Raw genomic sequence first — 17566 nt, 5'->3', positions numbered from 1 at the left:
ATTGATCAGAGCGGGCTCGCGTCAGGTCTTGAGCCGGTAGCCGCTGCGGAAGATCCACCACACCAGTGCGAGGCAGGCGCCGAGAAACACCAGGGTCATGCCCACGCTGATGCCCAGGCTGACGTCGGACACGCCGTAGAAGCTCCAGCGGAAACCGCTGATCAGGTACACCACCGGGTTGAACAAGGTGACCTTCTGCCAGAACGGCGGCAGCATGTGGATCGAGTAGAAGCTGCCGCCCAGGAAGGTCAGCGGCGTCACGATCAGCAGCGGCACCAGCTGCAGTTTCTCGAAGTTGTCCGCCCAGATGCCGATGATGAAACCGAACAGGCTGAAGGTCAGCGCGGTGAGCACGAGGAAGGCCAGCATCCACAGCGGATGCGCGATCTCGAACGTGACGAACAGCCGCGCGGTGACCAGGATGATCAGGCCTAGGATGATCGACTTGCTGGCCGCCGCGCCCACATAGCCGGCCACGATCTCGAAGGCCGATACCGGTGCCGACAGGATCTCGTAGATCGTGCCCACGAATTTCGGAAAGTAGATGCCGAACGAGGCGTTCGAGATGCTCTGCGTCAACAGCGACAGCATCACCAGTCCCGGCACGATGTAAGCGCCGTAGCTGACGCCGTCGATCGCGGTCATGTGCGCGCCGATCGCCGCGCCGAACACCACGAAGTACAGCGAAGTGGAGATCACCGGCGAGACGATGCTCTGCAGCAGCGTGCGCCACGTGCGTGCCATCTCGAACAGGTAGATCGCGCGGATCGCGTAGATGTTCATGCACGCTCCCTCACCAGGTCCACGAAAATATCCTCCAGCGAGCTCTGGCTGGTCTTGAGATCCTTGAAGTCGATGCCCGCCTCGCCCAGCCGACGCAACAACGCGTCGATGCCGGTGTGCTCGCCCTGCGCATCGAACGTGTAGACCAGTTGCTGGCCGTCGGCCGACAACTCCAGCGGGTAACCGGACAGCGCGGCGGGAACGCCTTGCAGTGGATTCTGCAGCTGCAGGGTCAGCTGCTTGCGGCCCAGCTTGTTCATCAGCTCGGCCTTGTTCTCGACCAGGATGAGCTCGCCCTTGTTGATCACGCCGATGCGGTCGGCCATTTCCTCGGCCTCGTCGATGTAATGCGTGGTCAGGATGATGGTGACGCCGGTGTCGCGCAGCGCGCGCACCATCGCCCACATGTCGCGGCGCAGCTCCACGTCGACGCCAGCGGTGGGCTCGTCCAGAAACAGGATCTGCGGCTCGTGCGACAGCGCCTTGGCGATCATCACGCGCCGCTTCATGCCGCCGGACAACGTCATCAGCCGGCTGTCCTTCTTGTTCCACAGCGACAGCTCCTTCAGCACCTTCTCGACGTGCGCCGGGTTCGCGCTCCTGCCGAACAGGCCGCGACTGAAGCTGACCGTGTTCCACACCGTCTCGAACGCGTCAGTGGTCAGCTCCTGCGGCACCAGGCCGATTTTCGAGCGCGCCGCGCGATAGTCGCGCACCACGTCATGGCCGTCGGCCAGCACCGTGCCCTCACTCGGATTGACGATGCCGCAAATGATGCTGATCAGCGTGGTCTTGCCGGCGCCGTTGGGGCCCAGCAGCGCGAAGATCTCGCCTTGATGGATGTCCAGGTCGATGTGCTTGAGCGCATGGAAGCCGGACGCGTAAGTCTTGCTGAGTTGCCTGACTGAAATGATCGGCGGCACGTGAATTCCTCGATCGGTCGAAAAGCGGAGCGCCGATGGTATGCCCTGCACCGCTGCGCGGCCAACTCGCGGGGCCAGCGACGCCCCGATCCGCTCGCCGGGGCGGCATGATGTGCAGCCGCCCGGCCGACATTCCGTGAGCGGCGCGGTTGAACCATATCCGGCGCACGCGGTACTTACCCTTGCGTCTGGTCGGTTCAACCACTTCCGTGACTGCATCGACGCGCAGCACCTTCAAGCGAGGAGAACCGCATTGCTCCGCATATTGCTGATGGCGATACTGATGGCCGCCTGGTCTGGCGCGATGGGCGCCGTCGCCGTGCTGCCCAACCGGCCGGTGCCCACACTCGATCTTCAGCGCTATGCCGGCCGCTGGTACGAGATCGCGCATCTGCCGATGTTCTTCCAGCGCAAATGCCTGGATGCCGTCACCGCCACCTACACGCCGAACCCCGACGGCAGCATCCACATTCAAAACACCTGCCGTACCGGCGACGGCATGAAAAGCGTCGATGGCGTGGCAAAAGTCACGGCGGGCCGGCCCGCCGTGATCAAGGTGCGTTTCGCGCCAGCGTGGCTGGCTTGGCTGCCGCAGACATGGGCCGAGTACTGGGTAATCGAGGTGGACGCCGACTACCGCTGGGCCGTGGTCGGCAGTCCCAGCCGCAAATATCTGTGGATACTCTCGCGCCATCGCGAAATGCCGCACGAGTTGTTCGACGCCATCAAGCAGCGGGCACGGCAGCGCGGCTACCCGGTCGACAAGCTGGTGATGATGGCGCCGCTGAACTGACCGCGCTGCCCGGTCGGTCGCGTGATCGCAACTAGCCTGTACGCCCGCTGTCCCTCGCTTGAGAACGGAGGGGGGGGTCTCGCGTCGCGTTCACAATCCCGGGGCCACAGTGCGAGCTGCCCGAATCCGGGTTCCATCATCGGGCCAGCGTCATGGTGTTTGCGTATTCAGAAAACGTCGCATGCATGACGCGGCGGCCGTTCTGGATCCCGTTTAGAGAGAGGAAGGAGACGTGAAAGCGATCACGAGACGTGCGGGCGTCATCGCCATCCTGGCGGTGACGGTGTTGATGCTGGGCGCCTGCACCACCCTGCGCACCGACTACGTCAAGCAGCCATCGAAGGCGCTGCCCCCGGCTACCGCCACACCGAGTGGGCGCTACATCCGTGCGCAGATGAACCAGCACGTCGAGGAGTCCGGCTTCCGCCTGCTGACGCTCAGCAACAACGCCCTGATGAGCCGCGTGGTGCTCGCGGACCACGCGGAGCATTCGATCGATCTGCAGTACTACATCTTCAACAACGACGCGACCGGCCGGCTGATGGCGCAGCGTCTGCTGGCGGCGGCGGATCGCGGGGTACGGGTGCGCCTGCTGCTCGACGACATCAATTCGGCGAGCGCGGTCGACATGATGGACGCCCTGGACGCGCACCCGAACATCGAAGTCCGGCTGTTCAATCCGTTCCACACACGCAAGCCGTCGTTCCTCTCCAAGACCACGCAGTTCATGCTCGACGCGCACCGGCTCAACCGGCGCATGCACAACAAGTCGTTCATCGTGGACGGCAATGTGGCGATCATCGGCGGGCGCAATATCGGCGACGCCTATTTCGACGCCGGCAACGACACCAGCTTCCGCGACCTCGACCTGATCGCGATCGGTCCGGTGGTGAAGCAGGCCTCGCATGCCTTCGACGAATACTGGAATTGCGATGCCGTCTATCCGGTCCAGGCCTTCAAAGGCAAGCACGCCAGCCATTACGATCTGGCGCAGCTGCGCCTGGATCTGCGCCGCGATGCACGCACGTTCGCCCAGACCGACTACGCGCAGGCGACGCTGGACGAGCTGCCCAACGGCCCTTCCGGCGACCGCCCGGGCGCGTGGTTCTGGGGTCCGGCCACGCTGGTCGCCGACCAGCCGGCAAAGATCGATGCCGACAAGGAAGAGATTGGTGCGCTGCGCATCGGCCCGCAGATCGGGGCCATGATCGACCAGGCGCACCAGGACGTACTTCTGATCTCGCCCTATTTCATCCCCGGTGTCGAGGGCACGCGCTACCTCACCGGCCTGACGGGTCGCGGCGTAAAGGTAAAGGCGCTGACCAACTCGCTGGCCTCCACCGATGAGGCCGCCGTGCACGCGGGCTACTCGCGCTATCGCCGCGCGCTGCTCGAAGGCGGCGTGCAATTGTATGAACTGCGCCCCGCCGCCGGCGTGGAACAGCCGGCAACGTCGAAGGGAACCTCCTCCGGCGTCAGCCTGCACGCCAAGGCGATCGTGGTCGATGGAAAGATGGTCTTCGTCGGTTCGATGAACATGGACCCGCGCTCGCGACTGCTCAACACCGAGATGGGCATCATCATCGACTGCCCGGCGCTGGCCGTCGCGGTAACGAATTTCTTCGACGCCGCCACCCAGCCCGACAGTGCCTACCATGTGACGCTGAGCGAGCCGCACGGGGGGCGCATGCAATGGCAGGACAGCGAAAACGGCAAACTGGTGACCTATCACCACGATCCCAAGGCCAGCATGAAACGCCGCATGGAAGTGGACGTGCTGAGGCTCATGCCGATCGAAGGCTTGCTTTGAACGGCGCGCACGACAGCCACCCGGAGCGGTGCCGGCGGCACATCCTCGCCGGCGACGGAGCAAGTGCATGCGCAGGATGATCGCGGCGATGGTGCTGTTCGCTCTGCTGGCGCTGCCGGCATTCGCCCGGCAAGATGCCGAACAGCAGAGGATCGCCTACCTGATCGACTCGGTGGCCACATTGCAAGGTGCGACCTTCATCCGCAACGGCACCGGATACGACGCGACACAGGCGGCCGACCACATGCGCCTCAAACTGCGCTTTGCCGGCAGCCGCGTGAAGACCGCGGAAGACTTCATCACGTACTGCGCCACTGGCTCGTCGATGTCCGGAATCAAGTACACGATCCGGTTCCAGGATGGGCGCGTCGTCGATTCGGCGGCTTTCCTGCTGAGCAAGCTGGCCGACTACGCGAAGGTCCATGACGGTCAAGCCCCGAATCCGCCCGTCCACTGATGGGCGGAAATGATGGGCGGAGACCGGTCAGGTACCGACGGTGCCGCCTGATCCGCCGAGCCTGCGGCCCATCGGCCAAGAGCGCTCATCCAGATGGCTTGCAATTGTATAGCGCACTACTTAATATGCGCAGCCATGAGCACGTCCCGCCCGTCCCCGTCGGTCATCGTGGCGTCCACGCCGAGGCTGGATGCGCAGTTGTGTTTCGCGCTGTACTCGGCCGGTCTGGCGATGAACAAGGTGTATCGCAAGCTGCTCAAGCCGCTGGGCCTCACCTATCCGCAGTATCTGGTGATGATGGTGTTGTGGCAGGACAAGAGCCTGAGCGTGTCGGAGATCGGCGCGCGGCTGTTCCTCGACTCGGCCACGCTGACGCCGCTGCTCAAGCGCCTGGAAGCGGCCGGATTGGTGGCGCGGCTGCGCTCGCGCGAGGATGAGCGGCACGTCGTCATCACCCTGACCGCCCGCGGCAAGGCCTTGCAGGCCAGGGCCGGCAAGGTTCAGGAGTCGGTGTTCTGCGCCACCCGGTGCACGCCCAGCGAATTGAAGCACCTGAAAGGCGAATTGCAGGATCTGCGCAGCAAATTGTCCGACGGGGTCTGAACGACCCGGTTCTTTTTACCCATTCAAATAGTGCGCTATTGAATAGCCAACTATAGATAAGCAGCAATCCAACCACCCCAGCCAGGAAATATCCCATGTCCATCGAAAAAGTCCTGTACCGCTCCAAAGCCACCGCCACCGGCGGCCGTGACGGCCGCGCCACTTCGTCCGACAACATGCTCGACGTCAGGCTGACCACGCCGAAAGAGCTCGGCGGCACGGGCGGTGACGGTACCAATCCGGAGCAGTTGTTCGCCGCCGGCTACTCGGCCTGCTTCCTCGGTGCGATGAAGTTCGTGGCGGCCCAGCAGAAGCTGCAGTTGCCCGCCGATACCCAGGTGACCGGCCAGGTCGGCATCGGCCCGATCCCGACCGGCTTCGGCATCGAGGTGGAGCTGAGCATCTCGATTCCCGGCTTGCCGCGTGCCGAGGCCGAGGCGCTGGTGCAGAAGGCGCACATCGTATGCCCCTACTCCAACGCCACCCGCAACAACATCGACGTCACGCTGACTGTCGTCTGAGGCTGGTGCCCTTCCGAAGGCCCGGCGAGACGAAGACGGCGACCCGGAAGGCCCGTCTTCGTCCCGCAACCGCCTCTGGAGCAAGACGCTAGAACAACTGCAGCAGCAGCGGCACGCTGATGCCGGCGAACAGGACGGCGCCGAAAAGCCGGGGTTTGCGGCTATAGCGCCATGCCATGTACAGGCCGCTCGACACCGAAGTGAGCAGGCCCAACGCCACCAGGCCGAAGAAGGTCTTCATCGGCAGCAGGTTCTTTCCCGGTTTCGCATCGGCACGCCCGGCCGGCAACGGCTTCACTGTCGGGACATCCGGCTTTGCCACGGCGATCGGCGCTTCCGGTGGGCGCGCGCGCCGCAGCGGCATCACCGTAGTCTGCTTCTTGTGCAGTTGCGCCATGCTGGCCAGCCACGCCGGCGGCGCATAGCTGCTGCCCCGGCTGGTTTCGTGCAGGCCGAAGCTCTGCAACCCACCGGTAATCGCGAAGAACAGCAGCATCGGTGCGGTGAAGATGCCCAGATAGAGATGGACGGTGCGGGTGGTCCGCAGGAAATGATGGGACAGCGACATGAGCCTGCATGCGGCTAGGAAGGCCTGCGGATGTTAACCGGCCCGCCTCGAATCGGCAACGATAATCACTCTCATCTTGCGATACGCGGGGCCGCTTCACGAACGGGCCCGGCGACAGAGTTAATTCGACCGGCGCCGTGGCGCCGGTCGAAGCCTGCGGCGGCGCAACCGGCATCAGGCTTTTTTCAGGTAGCAGACCTTCAAGACCAGACCCTTGATCTTGTCCGAGTTGCCTTCGATGTGCTCGTCGTCGCCGTCGACCAGGCGGATATTGCGGATCACGCTGCCCTGCTTCAGCGGAATCGAGGAACCCTTCACCTTCAGGTCCTTGATCACCGTGACCGTGTCGCCACTGTTGAGGACGTTGCCGTTGACGTCCCGCACCACCACGCCGGCGTCCGCCGCCTCCGCGCCTGCCGCGATCGGCCATTCGTGGCCGCAGTCGGCACAGACATGGTTGTCTCCGTCCGGGTAGACGTTTTCCATGGCGCATAACGGACAAGCGGGAGTCTGGGGCATCGGTCGATCCTGGGCTGTTCAATCAGGCCGCAATTATAAGGACCAGTGCGCGCTTCTCCGCGGATGTGGCGCAACGCAATCCACTACTCGTCGTCCGCCAGGTCGAGCAGCTCCGGCATGCTGGCCATTTCCGCCAGCAGATCGTGCTTCTCGGGCTCGGGCTCGATCGCCAGCGGCCAGCGCCCTACCACTTCGTGCATCGACTGGCCGAAGAAGCTGCGGATCAGCACGAACTCACTCACCTGCCACTGAATCGACGCGATCGATTCCTCGATCGCGTCGACCGCATGCCCCCGCAGCAGGGTCACATGGGGCAGGAAGCTGGAAATTCCGCTTACCTGCAGCCCGACACGGGACTGCGCTGCGGCGATCGCCCTGCGCAATTGCAATGCCGACTCGATGGTGGCCGTGTCCGCACACAGCACGAACGGGAACTGTCCGTCCTTGGCGCTGAAGCGCATCGCCGAATCCAGGGCGGCGACAAAGCCTCTGGCGCGTACCTCGCCGGCCGCGGCCAGCAAGGCACTTTCCAGGGGTTGCCGCAACCGCTCGGGCTTGCCCATCGGGCAGAGCGACAGATGCAGGCTGTCGATGCCGACCGGCGCCCCGCTGACCCGGTGCGACTTGCGGAAACGATCGCCCACGCCGACGATCTCGGACCTCACGGCGTCGTCCGGCAGCACGGCAAAGAAGTAGTTGATGCCGGGCGCAAGTTCGGATCGGGTCGGCGAGGTCGAAATGGTCTGCGTCTCCATGACAATCAGGGCTGCGACAGGTTGCTTGTCCACACGATACCCCCGCCGGCCTGCGAGTTGCACGTCTGAACGATGCGTCGACTGCCTACGAGGTGCGAGATTGCCGTGTGTCGCGTGGCCGCACAAGTGCGTGCCGCTGGCCGGTTGCGCCATGCCGCCATCACCGGCATCAGGCCGTGCGCGCACCCGCAAGGTCGCTGGCTTGTGGATCCGGGTGAAGGCTCATTGCCGGCACCGATGTCGCCTGCGACCACCTTGCGGGATCGCAGGCAGCTGTTCAGCGCAGCTGGCTGTCCTTGCTGCCGCGGCGATTGTAGGGGCCTGCACCACGGCTCTCTTCGTCGTGCGCTTCCTGGCAGGCCACGCACAAGCGTACGCCCGGCACGGCCTTGCGCCGCGCCGCAGGAATCGGCGCATCGCATTCCTCGCAGCGCCTCAGGCCGGGGCCCTCGTGCAATTGCTGACGCGCACGCTGCACTGCGTCATCGACCGTGGCGTCGATCTGGTCCTGCACGGCGCCATCGCCTGCCCAACCCGTTGCCATGGCAATCTCCGGAAATCTCAGATTTGCTCAATGTGTGGGCATCGGCACGAATATCCACCGTAACTGGCCCCGCACTGCACCCATGGCTCACGCGACCTGCCGTATCCCGGCGAGTGCAAACGCCTCGCTCGTATCATCGACTCGGATCACGGCAGCCGACCGCGCTCGCCGCTTCGAGTCACGAACGTTGCGGTCGACGCCCCTTCGACGCGTAGCCTACCGCCAGCAGCACGAACCAGGCCGGGCTGGCCAGCAGCGCCTGGCGAGTATCCGGCTGCAGGCTGAGCAGGACCAGCACGAAGACGAAGAACGCCAGGCAGACCCAGCACATGAACACGCCACCGGGCATCTTGTATTCCGATGCTTCATGCAGTTGCGGACGCTTGCGGCGATAGGCGATGTACGCGAACAGGATCAGCGACCAGACGAACATGAAAAGCACCGCGGCCAGCGTGGTGACCAGGGTGAACGCGGTGACCAGGTCCGGGATCACATAGACCAGCGTCGCGCCGAGCAGCAGGCAGAAGCAGGAGAACAGCAGGCCGCGCGACGGCACCGCCGCGCTCGACAGCCGGGCGAATGCCTTCGGCGCGTGATTCTCTTCGGCCAGGCCGAAGAGCATGCGGCTGGTGGAGAAGATGCCGCTGTTCGCCGACGAGGTGGCCGAGGTCAGCACCACGAAGTTGATCAGGCTGGCCGCGGCCGGAATGCCGGCCAGCACAAACAATTCCACGAACGGGCTCTTGCCGGGTTCGACCATGCGCCACGGCGTGACCACCATGATCGCGAGCAACGCCAGCACGTAGAAGATGATGATGCGCACGGGAATCGAGTTGATCGCCTTGGGCAGGTTGCGCTTCGGATCGGCCGTCTCGGCGGCGGTGGTGCCGACCAGTTCGATACCGACGAAGGCGAACACCGCAATCTGGAAGCCTGCGAAGAAGCCGCCCAGCCCCTTCGGAAACACTCCGCCGTCGTTCCACAGGTTGGCCAGCGAGGCCTGATGCCCCGAAGGCGAACGAAAACCCCAGGCGACCAGCCCAAAGCCCGTCACGATCAACGCGCAGATCGCGATGATCTTGATCAGCGCGAACCAGAATTCCATCTCGCCGAAGAGCCTCACCGTCGCCAGATTCAGGCTCAGCAGCAGCAGCACGCACAGCACCGCCGGGATCCACGGCGCCAGTCCGGGAAACCAGAACTGGGCGTAGGACGCGATCGCGATCACATCGGCGATCGCGGTGATGATCCAGCAGAACCAGTAGGTCCAGCCGCAGAAAAAACCGGCCCATGGCCCGAGCAGGTCGGTGGAGAAATCGATGAACGATTTGTACTCGAGATTGGACAGCAGCAACTCGCCCATCGCCCGCATCACGAAGAACAGCATCACGCCGATGATCAGGTAGACCAGCACGATCGACGGCCCCGCCAGACTGATCGTCTTGCCCGAGCCCATGAACAGGCCCGTGCCGATGGCGCCGCCGATGGCGATCAGTTGCAGGTGCCGGTTCGACAGGCTGCGCCTGAGGTGATCGGGATGCTCCAGCGATGTGGTCATAGTGCGCGCCTTTGGCGTGTGGGATGCGCCAACATAGAAGAAACAGCGGCGCACCGCCAATGGCGCCTATGCCGGGCCGTGACGGACGACATCCGAAAGCGGAATCGGAATGAGCCTGACGCGCCAGCGCCACAAGCGACCGACGGCTGCCACTGCTTGAGCCACGACGGATCGGCCAAGGTGGTATCGACACGCGGCGCACGGGCCAGCAGAATCCAGCTGCTCGTCCGAAGAAATTCTCCGATCACCACGAAAGGAAGCCCATGCCGAAGCGCATGAAGGGAATGCTGCGGCTGGGATTCCTCATCACCCTCGCCCTTGTGGCTGTGGTGGCAGGACCCGTCGCGTGGAAACGGCCGGACCGGGCGCTGCACGTCGCCACCGCCGATGTCGCGCAGACGCTGTGCGCTGACGTATTCGTTTCCGGCCTCGCACCGGATCGGGCGTTTGCCGAGAACATCGCAGCCGAACAAGGCATGCACATCCTGTTGCCGCATCTGCGCTACACCGTCGATACCGCGCGGCGACAGGTGACCGCGCGATGGCACGGGCGCTTCACCAGCGTAGCGACCTACTACCCGGGTTATGGTTGCGCGCTACCCGCGATGACGCCGGATGCCGCCACGCTGCAGGCAGCACGGAAAGCGGCATCCACCTCCACGGCGCCGGCTGCGCCGATCATCAATACCGACCCCGCCATCGTCGCGGCACTGGCGCGCGCGTTTGCGGAACCGGCCAGCGGCCCACGCCGCAACGTGCACGCGATCGTGGTGCTGCATGACGGCAAGATCATCGCCGAGCGCTACGCCCCCGGGTTTCGTCCGGACACGCTGCAACTCGGTTACTCGATGAGCAAGTCGGTGGTGAACGCGCTGCTCGGCATCCTGGTTCGCCAGGGCAAGCTGGACATGCAGGCGCCGGCGCCGGTGCAGGCCTGGAAGGCGCCCGACGATCCGCGTCACCGCATCACGCTGGATCAGTTGTCGAGAATGACCTCGGGACTCGCCCTCACCGAGGACGGCAGCGGTTTCGATCCGGTATCCGACATGCTGTTTCTGCAAAAGGATATGGCGGCATACGCCGCGCATGCCGCGCCACGCATCCCGCCTGGAAGGCAGTGGGAATACACCAGCGGCAATACCCTGATCCTGGGCGGTGTCCTGCGCGACGCGGTGGGTGGGGGCGCGCCCGGCCTGATCCGCTTCGCGCATCGCGAACTGTTCGATCCGCTCGGCATGCACCACGTGCTGATGGAATTCGACGGCGCGCAGACCCTGGTCGGTTCCACCCGCGTCTACGCTTCCGCTCGCGACTGGGCGCGCTTCGGCCAGCTCTACCTCGATGACGGCATGTTCGACGGTCGCCGCATCCTGCCCGCAGGATGGAGCGCCTATGTCAGCAAGCAGACGCTCGACAGCCTCTACGGCTCCGGTTTCTGGACCAACACCGGTACCGAAGCGGACGGCAGCCACATCATCGCCGGTATGCCTGGCGATGCGTACTTCGCCTCGGGCAAGAACGGACAGCGCATCGTCATCGTGCCATCCAGACGACTGGTGATCGTGCGGCTGGGTTCCACCCTCGATCCGCCGTACTTCGACATGCGCGGTCTGGAGCGCCTGGTCAACGACGTATCGGCGGCCGTGGCCTTGCCGCACGAATGACGTCCGCAGCCACGAAAAGGCAGTCGCCCATGTCAGCTCATGTTGATGTGGTCCTGCGCGCATTGCGCGAAGCCAGCGTGACCATGCTGGCCACGCTCGCCACTCTTCTGTGCGCACTGGCAATCGCCCCCGGACCGGGTCCGGCGGTGCTGGCCGTGGTGCTGTGCCTCTCGCTCTCGCGCAGCCAGCTCGACCGTGACCTGCGCGGCCGCATCGAGGCGGCCATTGCGCTGCCGATCGTCGGTCTGGTCGCGATGGGCGTCGGCATCCTGCTGCATCATGCGCCGTGGCTCGGTGCGCTGGTCTTCGTCTGCGGCATGTTCGTGTCGATCTGGCTGCGCCGGTTCGGCCCGATGGCGCGGCGAGCCGGTTCACTGATCGCGCTGCCGTTCGTCGTGCTGCTCACCACGCCGCATATCCAGGCGACATCGGCCGGCACCATCCCGGCGCCGCTGGTACCGATAGTCATTGCACTGCTGGCCTTGCTATGGGTAGGTGTGCTGCACGCGCTGGCCCGGCGCCTGGGTTTTCTGCCACCGATGCACGCACCGGAACGCCTGGCACCGGCGCTCACGCGCGAGAGCTCGCTGCGCCCGATCGCGAGCACCCGGATGGCCATCCAGATGGCCGTCGCGCTCAGCGCATCCTTCGTCCTCGGCTACCTCTTCTTCGCCGAGCGCTGGGCATGGATCGTGCTCACCGCCTTCATCGTCATCAGCGGCAACCGCGGCCGACTGGATGTTGCGTACAAGAGCGTGCTGCGCGTGCTGGGAGCGGCTGCCGGCACCGTTCTCGCGGTAACGCTCACCCTCCACATCGGATCGCACGACATGACGACAGTGCTGCTGATCCTCGCCGCAATCTTCTTCGGCGTGTGGCTGCGCCCGCTGGGCTACGCGTGGTGGACGCTGTTCGTGACCCTCGCACTGGCCTTGCTGCAAGGTTTCGCGGGCGCATCGGCGCCGCGCATCCTGTGGCCGCGGCTGGAGGAAATCGTGATCGGGGCGATTATCGGCGTGGCCTCCGCCTGGTTCGTGCTGCCCGTGCGCTCGACGCCCGTGCTGCGGCGACGAATCGCCGACACCTTGGCCGTTCTTGCCGATGCGCTGGACCCGGCGACACCCGCACGCCGATCCGATGATTTCGTCGCCGCCATGGCATCGGTGGAACAGATCGCGCCGGCATTCCGGGCCAGTCGTCCGCTCATGCGGCACTTCAGTGCCATCCCGCCGGTGGACTGGGTCGATGCGTTGATGGCGTGCCGGGCACCGGCGGTCGCGCTGATCGACCTGGGCGAAACGCCGGTCACCGTGCGCAGAGCCGTCGGAGCCGCGCGCAAATCGCTGCGCGAGCCCGCGGAACTCCAGCAGGCACTGCGGGAATTGTGCCGTTCGCTGCAGAACGGCACATCGGACACGGATCAGGCATCCGACTGAAAGCTGCCCAGCTTCATCGCCAGTTTCGGAAAATCCATCAGAAAACCCAGTTGACTGCCACCGCAGGGGTGACCGTGGCCACCGTGCTGCGGTTGCCCAGAATCACGCGGGTGCCAAGCAGCACACCCAGGTTGGAAGTCCAGCTGTATTCGACCGCCAGCGCGAGGCCGAACGCTTCGCAGGAGCCGGAGTCCAGCTGGATATCGGGCAAAGGCAGCGCACCGCCCGAATGCATCACGTCTTGTCCGCGAACGTGCGTGTTGCTGTTGTGGCTGTACGTGGCATCGAGCGCCAGCACCCAGCGACGCGTCAGGCTGTATTCCCACGCGGCGTCGACGTAGAGCGAGTTTCCGGGGCTGGCGCGGCCACGAAAACCTTCGCCCGTGCCGTAGACGCTGACTCCCTGCACGTTCGCGCTGCCGGGAAACGTCTTCGATACGTTGAAGCGCATGCGCAGGATCCGGCCATTCGGCATCCAGAAGTAGGTCTGCGAGTTGAGCGCCAGCGTGGTGGCGTAGACGCCGCTGCCGAGCCCATCACCGGGGCGGTTGCCCAGCCGGTCGTACTTCGCGATCGGCAAGGCCTCCTGCAACTGGAGGGCGATCGTGGGAAACCAGCTGCCTTCATGGAATTCCGTGAGCCGGTACTGGGCCTGCAAGGCAATATCGCCCCATCCGATGCGGGAACTGCTGCGACCGTCGTCCGCCTTGTTGTAGCCGATGATCGGGATCAGACCCACCGTCAGGTTGTCCACGAGCCCGTAAAGCACGTAGGCACGCGAACCGAAACCATCGGTGTGGCTGGAATGCACATCGTAAAGATACGGTTCGATCAGAAAGTGCCCTGGCGGCAACGTCTCGGCCGAGTTGGCCAGCATCGGGCCGGTCCACCATGCGTCGTCCCGGCTCTGCCGATTGGGTGATGGTGGAAGCGCCACCTGCGCAGTATCGGCGTCGGGGGCGACTCCATCGGTTCCGTCAACAATCCGCCCGGAGGCATCGGTCCCGATGACTTTCGCGACGCCGGGATCGGTCCACGAGGCGTACGCGTTTTCCCACGCATGGCCGGAAACAGGCAGCAACGCGCTGAGCAGGCTGCAAAGCAGCAGGCGGCAGGTTCGGTGCAAGTGGAGTGTGTTCATTTGTCCTTTCATGCTCGATGAGGTCAGTCCAAAACTAACCCGGCCAGTGGCTCGCGAGGATAGCCACTTTGCTGGAATTCGACCCGGCCACTCAATATCCGCGATGGATGCGGGCGCCTGGCTCGTTCCGGCGCCTGCAGATCATGAGGGCCTGGACGAGGCAATCTGTCGGGGACGCCGTGCCCGCGTCGTCCATGCCACACCCTCGCATCGGTCCCGGCTTGGCCTGACGATGAACACCGTGCAACGGATGCAACTGCTGAGCCGGGCGACACGCAACGCGTGGATTATTGGGATGACTACGACAGCGAATACCGCTCGGGAGCGTCCAATCGTCTCACTGCCAGACCTGGACACGGACGAGCGGGTTATCTACGTGGCCCCGGCAGGTGACCCCGCCATTCACCACGGATGCTCCGGGTAATAACGCTGCATCATGCGGGCGACGTAGGCGATGAGGTTCGGATGCGTTTCCACCGCGCGGCGCAGCGGCGTGTCGAAGAACGGCGTGGCCACACAGGCGAGCATGCCGAACGCGGTGGCGTCCACGCCGCTGTGCGTTTCGCCCATCAGCCAGGGCTTGTCGCCCAGCAGCTGCGCCAGTGCATCGATCGAGCGCTCGCCCAGCACGGCGATCCGCGCTGGCGTATGCCGGCCCAGTCCCTGCGCATGCAGCTCGACCGCCTTGCGGGCCTGCATGTCGTGGCGCAGTTGCTCACGGTCGGCTTCGGGCGCGCCATCGGCGAAATGCGCGGGGCCCTTGGCGAAGTTCTCCGGATCGATCCAGCGAAACCAGACCATCGCGAAGTAGAGATGGTCTTCGAGCAGACGCTCGATCGCCCAGGCCTGCGCCCGCTGGCAGGCGTCCAGCCCCTCGTCCAGATCCACTCCGTACTTGCGCTCGATATGCGCGCGGATGAAGGTGGAGTCGCTCACCACCTCGTCGTGGTCGTTGATGAAAGGCAGCTTGCCGTTCGGCGCCTGCGGCGGAATGACGGACGCCCGGTCATAGACCAGGCCGGCCATCTTCAGCTGCACCTCGGTCTTGATCACGAACGGGCTGGTGTCTGGCAGCCCGAAGCCGGCGCGGGTGGCATACAAGGTAAGGCTCGATGACGACATGGGCGCGCTCTGCGGCGAAGGGTGCGTACAGCTTGACCAAGTGCTGCTGACAGCATCGTGTCAGCAGTACCGGCCGGTGGCACTGCCGTCATACCTCGCGCCCGCCCGCTTTTTGTGGACTATCCGGATACCGTATCCATCGGGACCAGCTGCCCGCGCTTGAGCGTGCCCAGCGCCACACGCGTCTGGAAGCGCCGCACGTTGGCGTTCTCGGCGACCATTTTTTTCATGAGCGCATCGTAGCCCTCGACATCGCGCACCGAGACGATCAGGACGTAATCGCCCTCTCCCGTCACGTACCACGCCTCCTGGATGGCGGGCTCGGCGGCGATCCAGGTTTTCAGGCTCACCAGCAGTTCGGGACGCTCGCGCTCCACCTCGACGTCGACGATCAAGGTCAGCGGGCGCCCGACGATCCGCGCATCGACGATGGCTACCTCGGCCGCGATCACCGCTTCGTCCCGCAGGCGCGCGATCCGTCGCTGCACCGCCGACGACGACAAGCCGATGGCCGCGCCGATCAGCTCGGCCGAGCGGCGCGCATCGCGCTGGAGGATCGCGAGGATTCCGCGATCGAATTTGTCGAGTTCCAACGGCATCAGGCGTACGGCTTCCGCAAGTCAGGGAAAAAACCCGCCTGGACGGCGAGAGATGCGGCAACGCCGCGGGGCCGAACCTCAGCATGGGGCGTCGGTGGCGCCGCCTCGCGACCTACCCGCCTCAGGTACTGAATTCATGCTCGACCTCGCTTCCATCCACGCCGCCTCGCGCCACATCGATCCGACATTTCCCGACTCCCCGATCGACACCGACAGTCGGCTCGACAGGCTGCTGGGTTGCCGCGTGCTGGCCAAGGTCGAGCTGGACAATCCGGTGGACTCGTTCAAGGGCCGCGGCACCGAATGGTTCTGCGCAACCAGCCTGCGGGAGGCAGAACATCTGGCTTGTGCCTCGGCCGGCAATTTCGGGCAAGGGCTTGCGCGTGCGGCGGCAAGACGCGGCCACCCCTGCGCGGTGCTTGCGGCGGGAAACGCCAATCGCGTCAAGGTCGACGCGATGCGCGGATTCGGTGCGGACGTCCATCTCGCCGGCGTCGATTTCGACGCCGCCAAGGCAGCCGCGCGCCGCTACGCCGAAGCGCATGAATTGCGCTTCGTAGAGGATGGCCTCGAACTGGCACTTGCCGAAGGACCGGGAACGATCGCACTGGAATTGCTGCGCGACGCAAGCTTCGACACCATCGTGTTGCCGCTGGGCAACGGCGCGCTGCTTGCTGGCATCGGCACGGTTCTGCGCGAGCTGGCGCCGCTCACTGAAATCATCGCGGTGGTGGCGAACAACGCGCCGGCGATGAAGCTTTCGCTCGATGCCGGCAGGGTCGTCGAAACCGGTCGCGCGGAAACCATCGCCGATGGCATAGCGGCGCGGGTGCCCATCGCATCCACGCTCGCCTACCTGCGAGCCTGCCGCGACGACATCGTCGCCGTGTCCGAGCAGGACATTTTCGATGCCATGTTGCTGGTCCACCGATATCTCGGTCGCGTGACGGAGCCGGCCGGCGCGTCGCCACCCTTCTGAGCGGCGGAAACATTTCGCCAGCACTGCGCGACCGCCTGCTGATATCCCCGTGACATCGCCATGTCGCGGCCACGCCGTCGACGACGATATTTCCCCAAAGGCAAAGCCCATCCATGAAACTCCTGTATCAGACGCACTCGCCCTACGCCCGCAAGGTCCTCGTCGCCGCCCATGAGCTGGACCTCGCCGGGTCGGTACAGGTCATCCATTACGAAACCAGTCCGACGCGGCAAAACGCCGAGGTGTTCGCGCTCAATCCGCTGGGCAAGGTGCCGGTCCTGCTGTGCGACGACGGCCAGGTATTGTTCGACTCGAGCGTGATCTGCGATTACCTGGACAGCCTGCACGGGCGCCCGCTGTTGATCCCGGCCGATTCGAAGCAGCGATACCGAGCCCTGCAATGGCAGGCGCTTGCGCAAGGCCTGGCGTATGCCGGCATCGCCGTGCGATGGGAGGCCGAGCGGCGCCCCGAATCGCTGCGCTGGCCGATGATGCGGGATGGACAGTTGCAGAAGGTCGTCGCCGCCTGCGATTTCCTGGAGCGGGAAATCGGCACATATGCCGCCGTCGATATCGGAGCCATCGCCATCGCCACCACCTTGAGCTGGATCGAATTCCGCGACGTCTATCCGTTCCGCACAGGACGGCCGCATCTGTCGTCCTGATATGCGGCGTTCTGCGCGCGGCCGTCGATGCGCGCGACGACTCTCAGTGGCGACACGAACGACTGACCAACACGACAGCGCGGGCAAAGTCGGGATACGCGCTATCGCCGATGCCACGCAACCTCT

Annotated in this window: 19 protein-coding genes; 9 read left to right on the top strand and 10 right to left on the bottom strand. The window is 64.8% G+C overall.

What is annotated here, in order from left to right:
- Positions 1-21 precede the first annotated feature (21 nt).
- Complete coding sequence (locus ACFPPB_RS02115; protein ID WP_377323945.1) at positions 22-783, bottom strand: ABC transporter permease; 762 nt, start codon at positions 781-783, stop codon at positions 22-24.
- Positions 780-1706 (bottom strand): ABC transporter ATP-binding protein, encoded by a 927-nt coding sequence (locus ACFPPB_RS02110; protein WP_377323943.1) that lies wholly within the window; start codon positions 1704-1706, stop codon positions 780-782. Before ACFPPB_RS02110 ends, ACFPPB_RS02115 begins: the two co-directional genes overlap by 4 nt.
- Before the next feature lie 271 nt (positions 1707-1977).
- Here ACFPPB_RS02110 and ACFPPB_RS02105 point away from each other — a divergent pair, with 271 nt between their 5' ends.
- The 5 genes from ACFPPB_RS02105 to ACFPPB_RS02085 all read left to right on the top strand — a co-directional run bounded on the left by ACFPPB_RS02105 (position 1978) and on the right by ACFPPB_RS02085 (position 5890).
- Positions 1978-2499, top strand: a complete 522-nt coding sequence (locus tag ACFPPB_RS02105) for a lipocalin family protein (RefSeq protein WP_377324471.1) — start codon at positions 1978-1980, stop codon at positions 2497-2499.
- 232 nt (positions 2500-2731) lie between these two features.
- Positions 2732-4309, top strand: coding sequence for a phospholipase D family protein (locus tag ACFPPB_RS02100; RefSeq protein ID WP_377323941.1), 1578 nt, complete (start codon positions 2732-2734; stop codon positions 4307-4309).
- A 76-nt stretch (positions 4310-4385) separates the two neighbouring features.
- On the top strand, positions 4386-4766 hold the full coding sequence (locus ACFPPB_RS02095; protein WP_377323939.1) for a DUF5329 family protein: 381 nt from the start codon (positions 4386-4388) through the stop codon (positions 4764-4766).
- A gap of 135 nt (positions 4767-4901) precedes the next feature.
- Positions 4902-5369, top strand: coding sequence for a MarR family winged helix-turn-helix transcriptional regulator (locus ACFPPB_RS02090; RefSeq protein WP_377323937.1), 468 nt, complete (start codon positions 4902-4904; stop codon positions 5367-5369).
- A gap of 95 nt (positions 5370-5464) precedes the next feature.
- The gene (locus ACFPPB_RS02085; RefSeq protein WP_377323935.1) at positions 5465-5890 is read left to right on the top strand and encodes an organic hydroperoxide resistance protein; all 426 of its coding nucleotides are present in this window, start codon (positions 5465-5467) and stop codon (positions 5888-5890) included.
- Between the two features lie 88 nt (positions 5891-5978).
- Here ACFPPB_RS02085 and ACFPPB_RS02080 read toward each other — a convergent pair whose 3' ends face one another.
- From ACFPPB_RS02080 to cycA, 5 genes are all read right to left on the bottom strand, one after another.
- Positions 5979-6458, bottom strand: a complete 480-nt coding sequence (locus ACFPPB_RS02080) for a PepSY domain-containing protein (protein ID WP_377323933.1) — start codon at positions 6456-6458, stop codon at positions 5979-5981.
- A gap of 174 nt (positions 6459-6632) precedes the next feature.
- Complete coding sequence (locus ACFPPB_RS02075; protein WP_377323931.1) at positions 6633-6977, bottom strand: zinc ribbon domain-containing protein YjdM; 345 nt, start codon at positions 6975-6977, stop codon at positions 6633-6635.
- An 83-nt stretch (positions 6978-7060) separates the two neighbouring features.
- Positions 7061-7732: a 2'-5' RNA ligase family protein gene (locus tag ACFPPB_RS02070; RefSeq protein WP_377323929.1), complete on the bottom strand. Its 672-nt coding sequence runs from the start codon at positions 7730-7732 to the stop codon at positions 7061-7063.
- A 277-nt stretch (positions 7733-8009) separates the two neighbouring features.
- Positions 8010-8276 (bottom strand): DksA/TraR family C4-type zinc finger protein, encoded by a 267-nt coding sequence (locus ACFPPB_RS02065; protein WP_377323927.1) that lies wholly within the window; start codon positions 8274-8276, stop codon positions 8010-8012.
- A 178-nt stretch (positions 8277-8454) separates the two neighbouring features.
- Entirely contained in the window at positions 8455-9834 is a 1380-nt protein-coding gene (cycA, locus tag ACFPPB_RS02060) for a D-serine/D-alanine/glycine transporter (RefSeq protein WP_377323925.1), read from the bottom strand.
- A gap of 263 nt (positions 9835-10097) precedes the next feature.
- On the opposite strand from cycA, the gene ACFPPB_RS02055 reads away from it, so the two are divergent.
- On the top strand, positions 10098-11498 hold the full coding sequence (locus tag ACFPPB_RS02055) for a serine hydrolase domain-containing protein (RefSeq protein ID WP_377323923.1): 1401 nt from the start codon (positions 10098-10100) through the stop codon (positions 11496-11498).
- 29 nt (positions 11499-11527) lie between these two features.
- Positions 11528-12934 carry an FUSC family protein gene (locus ACFPPB_RS02050; RefSeq protein WP_377323921.1) on the top strand — a complete coding sequence of 469 codons (1407 nt, stop codon included), beginning with the start codon at positions 11528-11530 and terminating at the stop codon, positions 12932-12934.
- 37 nt (positions 12935-12971) lie between these two features.
- Here the strand turns inward: ACFPPB_RS02050 and ACFPPB_RS02045 are convergent, their stop codons facing one another.
- From ACFPPB_RS02045 to ACFPPB_RS02035, 3 genes are all read right to left on the bottom strand, one after another.
- Positions 12972-14075 (bottom strand): transporter, encoded by a 1104-nt coding sequence (locus tag ACFPPB_RS02045; RefSeq protein WP_377323919.1) that lies wholly within the window; start codon positions 14073-14075, stop codon positions 12972-12974.
- 402 nt (positions 14076-14477) lie between these two features.
- Positions 14478-15197, bottom strand: coding sequence for a glutathione S-transferase family protein (locus ACFPPB_RS02040; RefSeq protein ID WP_377323917.1), 720 nt, complete (start codon positions 15195-15197; stop codon positions 14478-14480).
- Positions 15198-15316: 119 nt separating this feature from the next.
- The gene (locus ACFPPB_RS02035) at positions 15317-15796 is read right to left on the bottom strand and encodes an Lrp/AsnC family transcriptional regulator (protein ID WP_377323915.1); all 480 of its coding nucleotides are present in this window, start codon (positions 15794-15796) and stop codon (positions 15317-15319) included.
- A gap of 136 nt (positions 15797-15932) precedes the next feature.
- Here ACFPPB_RS02035 and ACFPPB_RS02030 point away from each other — a divergent pair, with 136 nt between their 5' ends.
- A complete protein-coding gene (locus ACFPPB_RS02030; RefSeq protein WP_377323913.1) occupies positions 15933-16775 on the top strand; it encodes a threonine ammonia-lyase in 843 nt (280 codons plus the stop codon).
- 113 nt (positions 16776-16888) lie between these two features.
- Positions 16889-17440, top strand: a complete 552-nt coding sequence (locus ACFPPB_RS02025) for a glutathione S-transferase family protein (RefSeq protein WP_377323911.1) — start codon at positions 16889-16891, stop codon at positions 17438-17440.
- The last annotated feature ends 126 nt before the right edge of the window (positions 17441-17566 follow it).

This window comes from Rhodanobacter terrae (assembly GCF_042657005.1).
Lineage (GTDB): Bacteria > Pseudomonadota > Gammaproteobacteria > Xanthomonadales > Rhodanobacteraceae > Rhodanobacter > Rhodanobacter terrae.
This window is presented reverse-complemented; position numbering and strand designations above follow the sequence as displayed.

Coding starts and splice junctions, on each gene's coding strand:
- ACFPPB_RS02115 (WP_377323945.1), bottom strand. CDS start 783: ATGAACATCTACGCGATCCGCGCGATCTACCTGTTCGAGATGGCACGC.
- ACFPPB_RS02105 (WP_377324471.1), top strand. CDS start 1,978: ATGGCGATACTGATGGCCGCCTGGTCTGGCGCGATGGGCGCCGTCGCC.
- ACFPPB_RS02095 (WP_377323939.1), top strand. CDS start 4,386: ATGATCGCGGCGATGGTGCTGTTCGCTCTGCTGGCGCTGCCGGCATTC.
- ACFPPB_RS02090 (WP_377323937.1), top strand. CDS start 4,902: ATGAGCACGTCCCGCCCGTCCCCGTCGGTCATCGTGGCGTCCACGCCG.
- ACFPPB_RS02085 (WP_377323935.1), top strand. CDS start 5,465: ATGTCCATCGAAAAAGTCCTGTACCGCTCCAAAGCCACCGCCACCGGC.
- ACFPPB_RS02080 (WP_377323933.1), bottom strand. CDS start 6,458: ATGTCGCTGTCCCATCATTTCCTGCGGACCACCCGCACCGTCCATCTC.
- ACFPPB_RS02075 (WP_377323931.1), bottom strand. CDS start 6,977: ATGCCCCAGACTCCCGCTTGTCCGTTATGCGCCATGGAAAACGTCTAC.
- ACFPPB_RS02070 (WP_377323929.1), bottom strand. CDS start 7,732: ATGGAGACGCAGACCATTTCGACCTCGCCGACCCGATCCGAACTTGCG.
- ACFPPB_RS02065 (WP_377323927.1), bottom strand. CDS start 8,276: ATGGCAACGGGTTGGGCAGGCGATGGCGCCGTGCAGGACCAGATCGAC.
- cycA (WP_377323925.1), bottom strand. CDS start 9,834: ATGACCACATCGCTGGAGCATCCCGATCACCTCAGGCGCAGCCTGTCG.
- ACFPPB_RS02055 (WP_377323923.1), top strand. CDS start 10,098: ATGCCGAAGCGCATGAAGGGAATGCTGCGGCTGGGATTCCTCATCACC.
- ACFPPB_RS02050 (WP_377323921.1), top strand. CDS start 11,528: ATGTCAGCTCATGTTGATGTGGTCCTGCGCGCATTGCGCGAAGCCAGC.
- ACFPPB_RS02045 (WP_377323919.1), bottom strand. CDS start 14,075: ATGAACACACTCCACTTGCACCGAACCTGCCGCCTGCTGCTTTGCAGC.
- ACFPPB_RS02040 (WP_377323917.1), bottom strand. CDS start 15,197: ATGTCGTCATCGAGCCTTACCTTGTATGCCACCCGCGCCGGCTTCGGG.
- ACFPPB_RS02035 (WP_377323915.1), bottom strand. CDS start 15,796: ATGCCGTTGGAACTCGACAAATTCGATCGCGGAATCCTCGCGATCCTC.
- ACFPPB_RS02030 (WP_377323913.1), top strand. CDS start 15,933: ATGCTCGACCTCGCTTCCATCCACGCCGCCTCGCGCCACATCGATCCG.
- ACFPPB_RS02025 (WP_377323911.1), top strand. CDS start 16,889: ATGAAACTCCTGTATCAGACGCACTCGCCCTACGCCCGCAAGGTCCTC.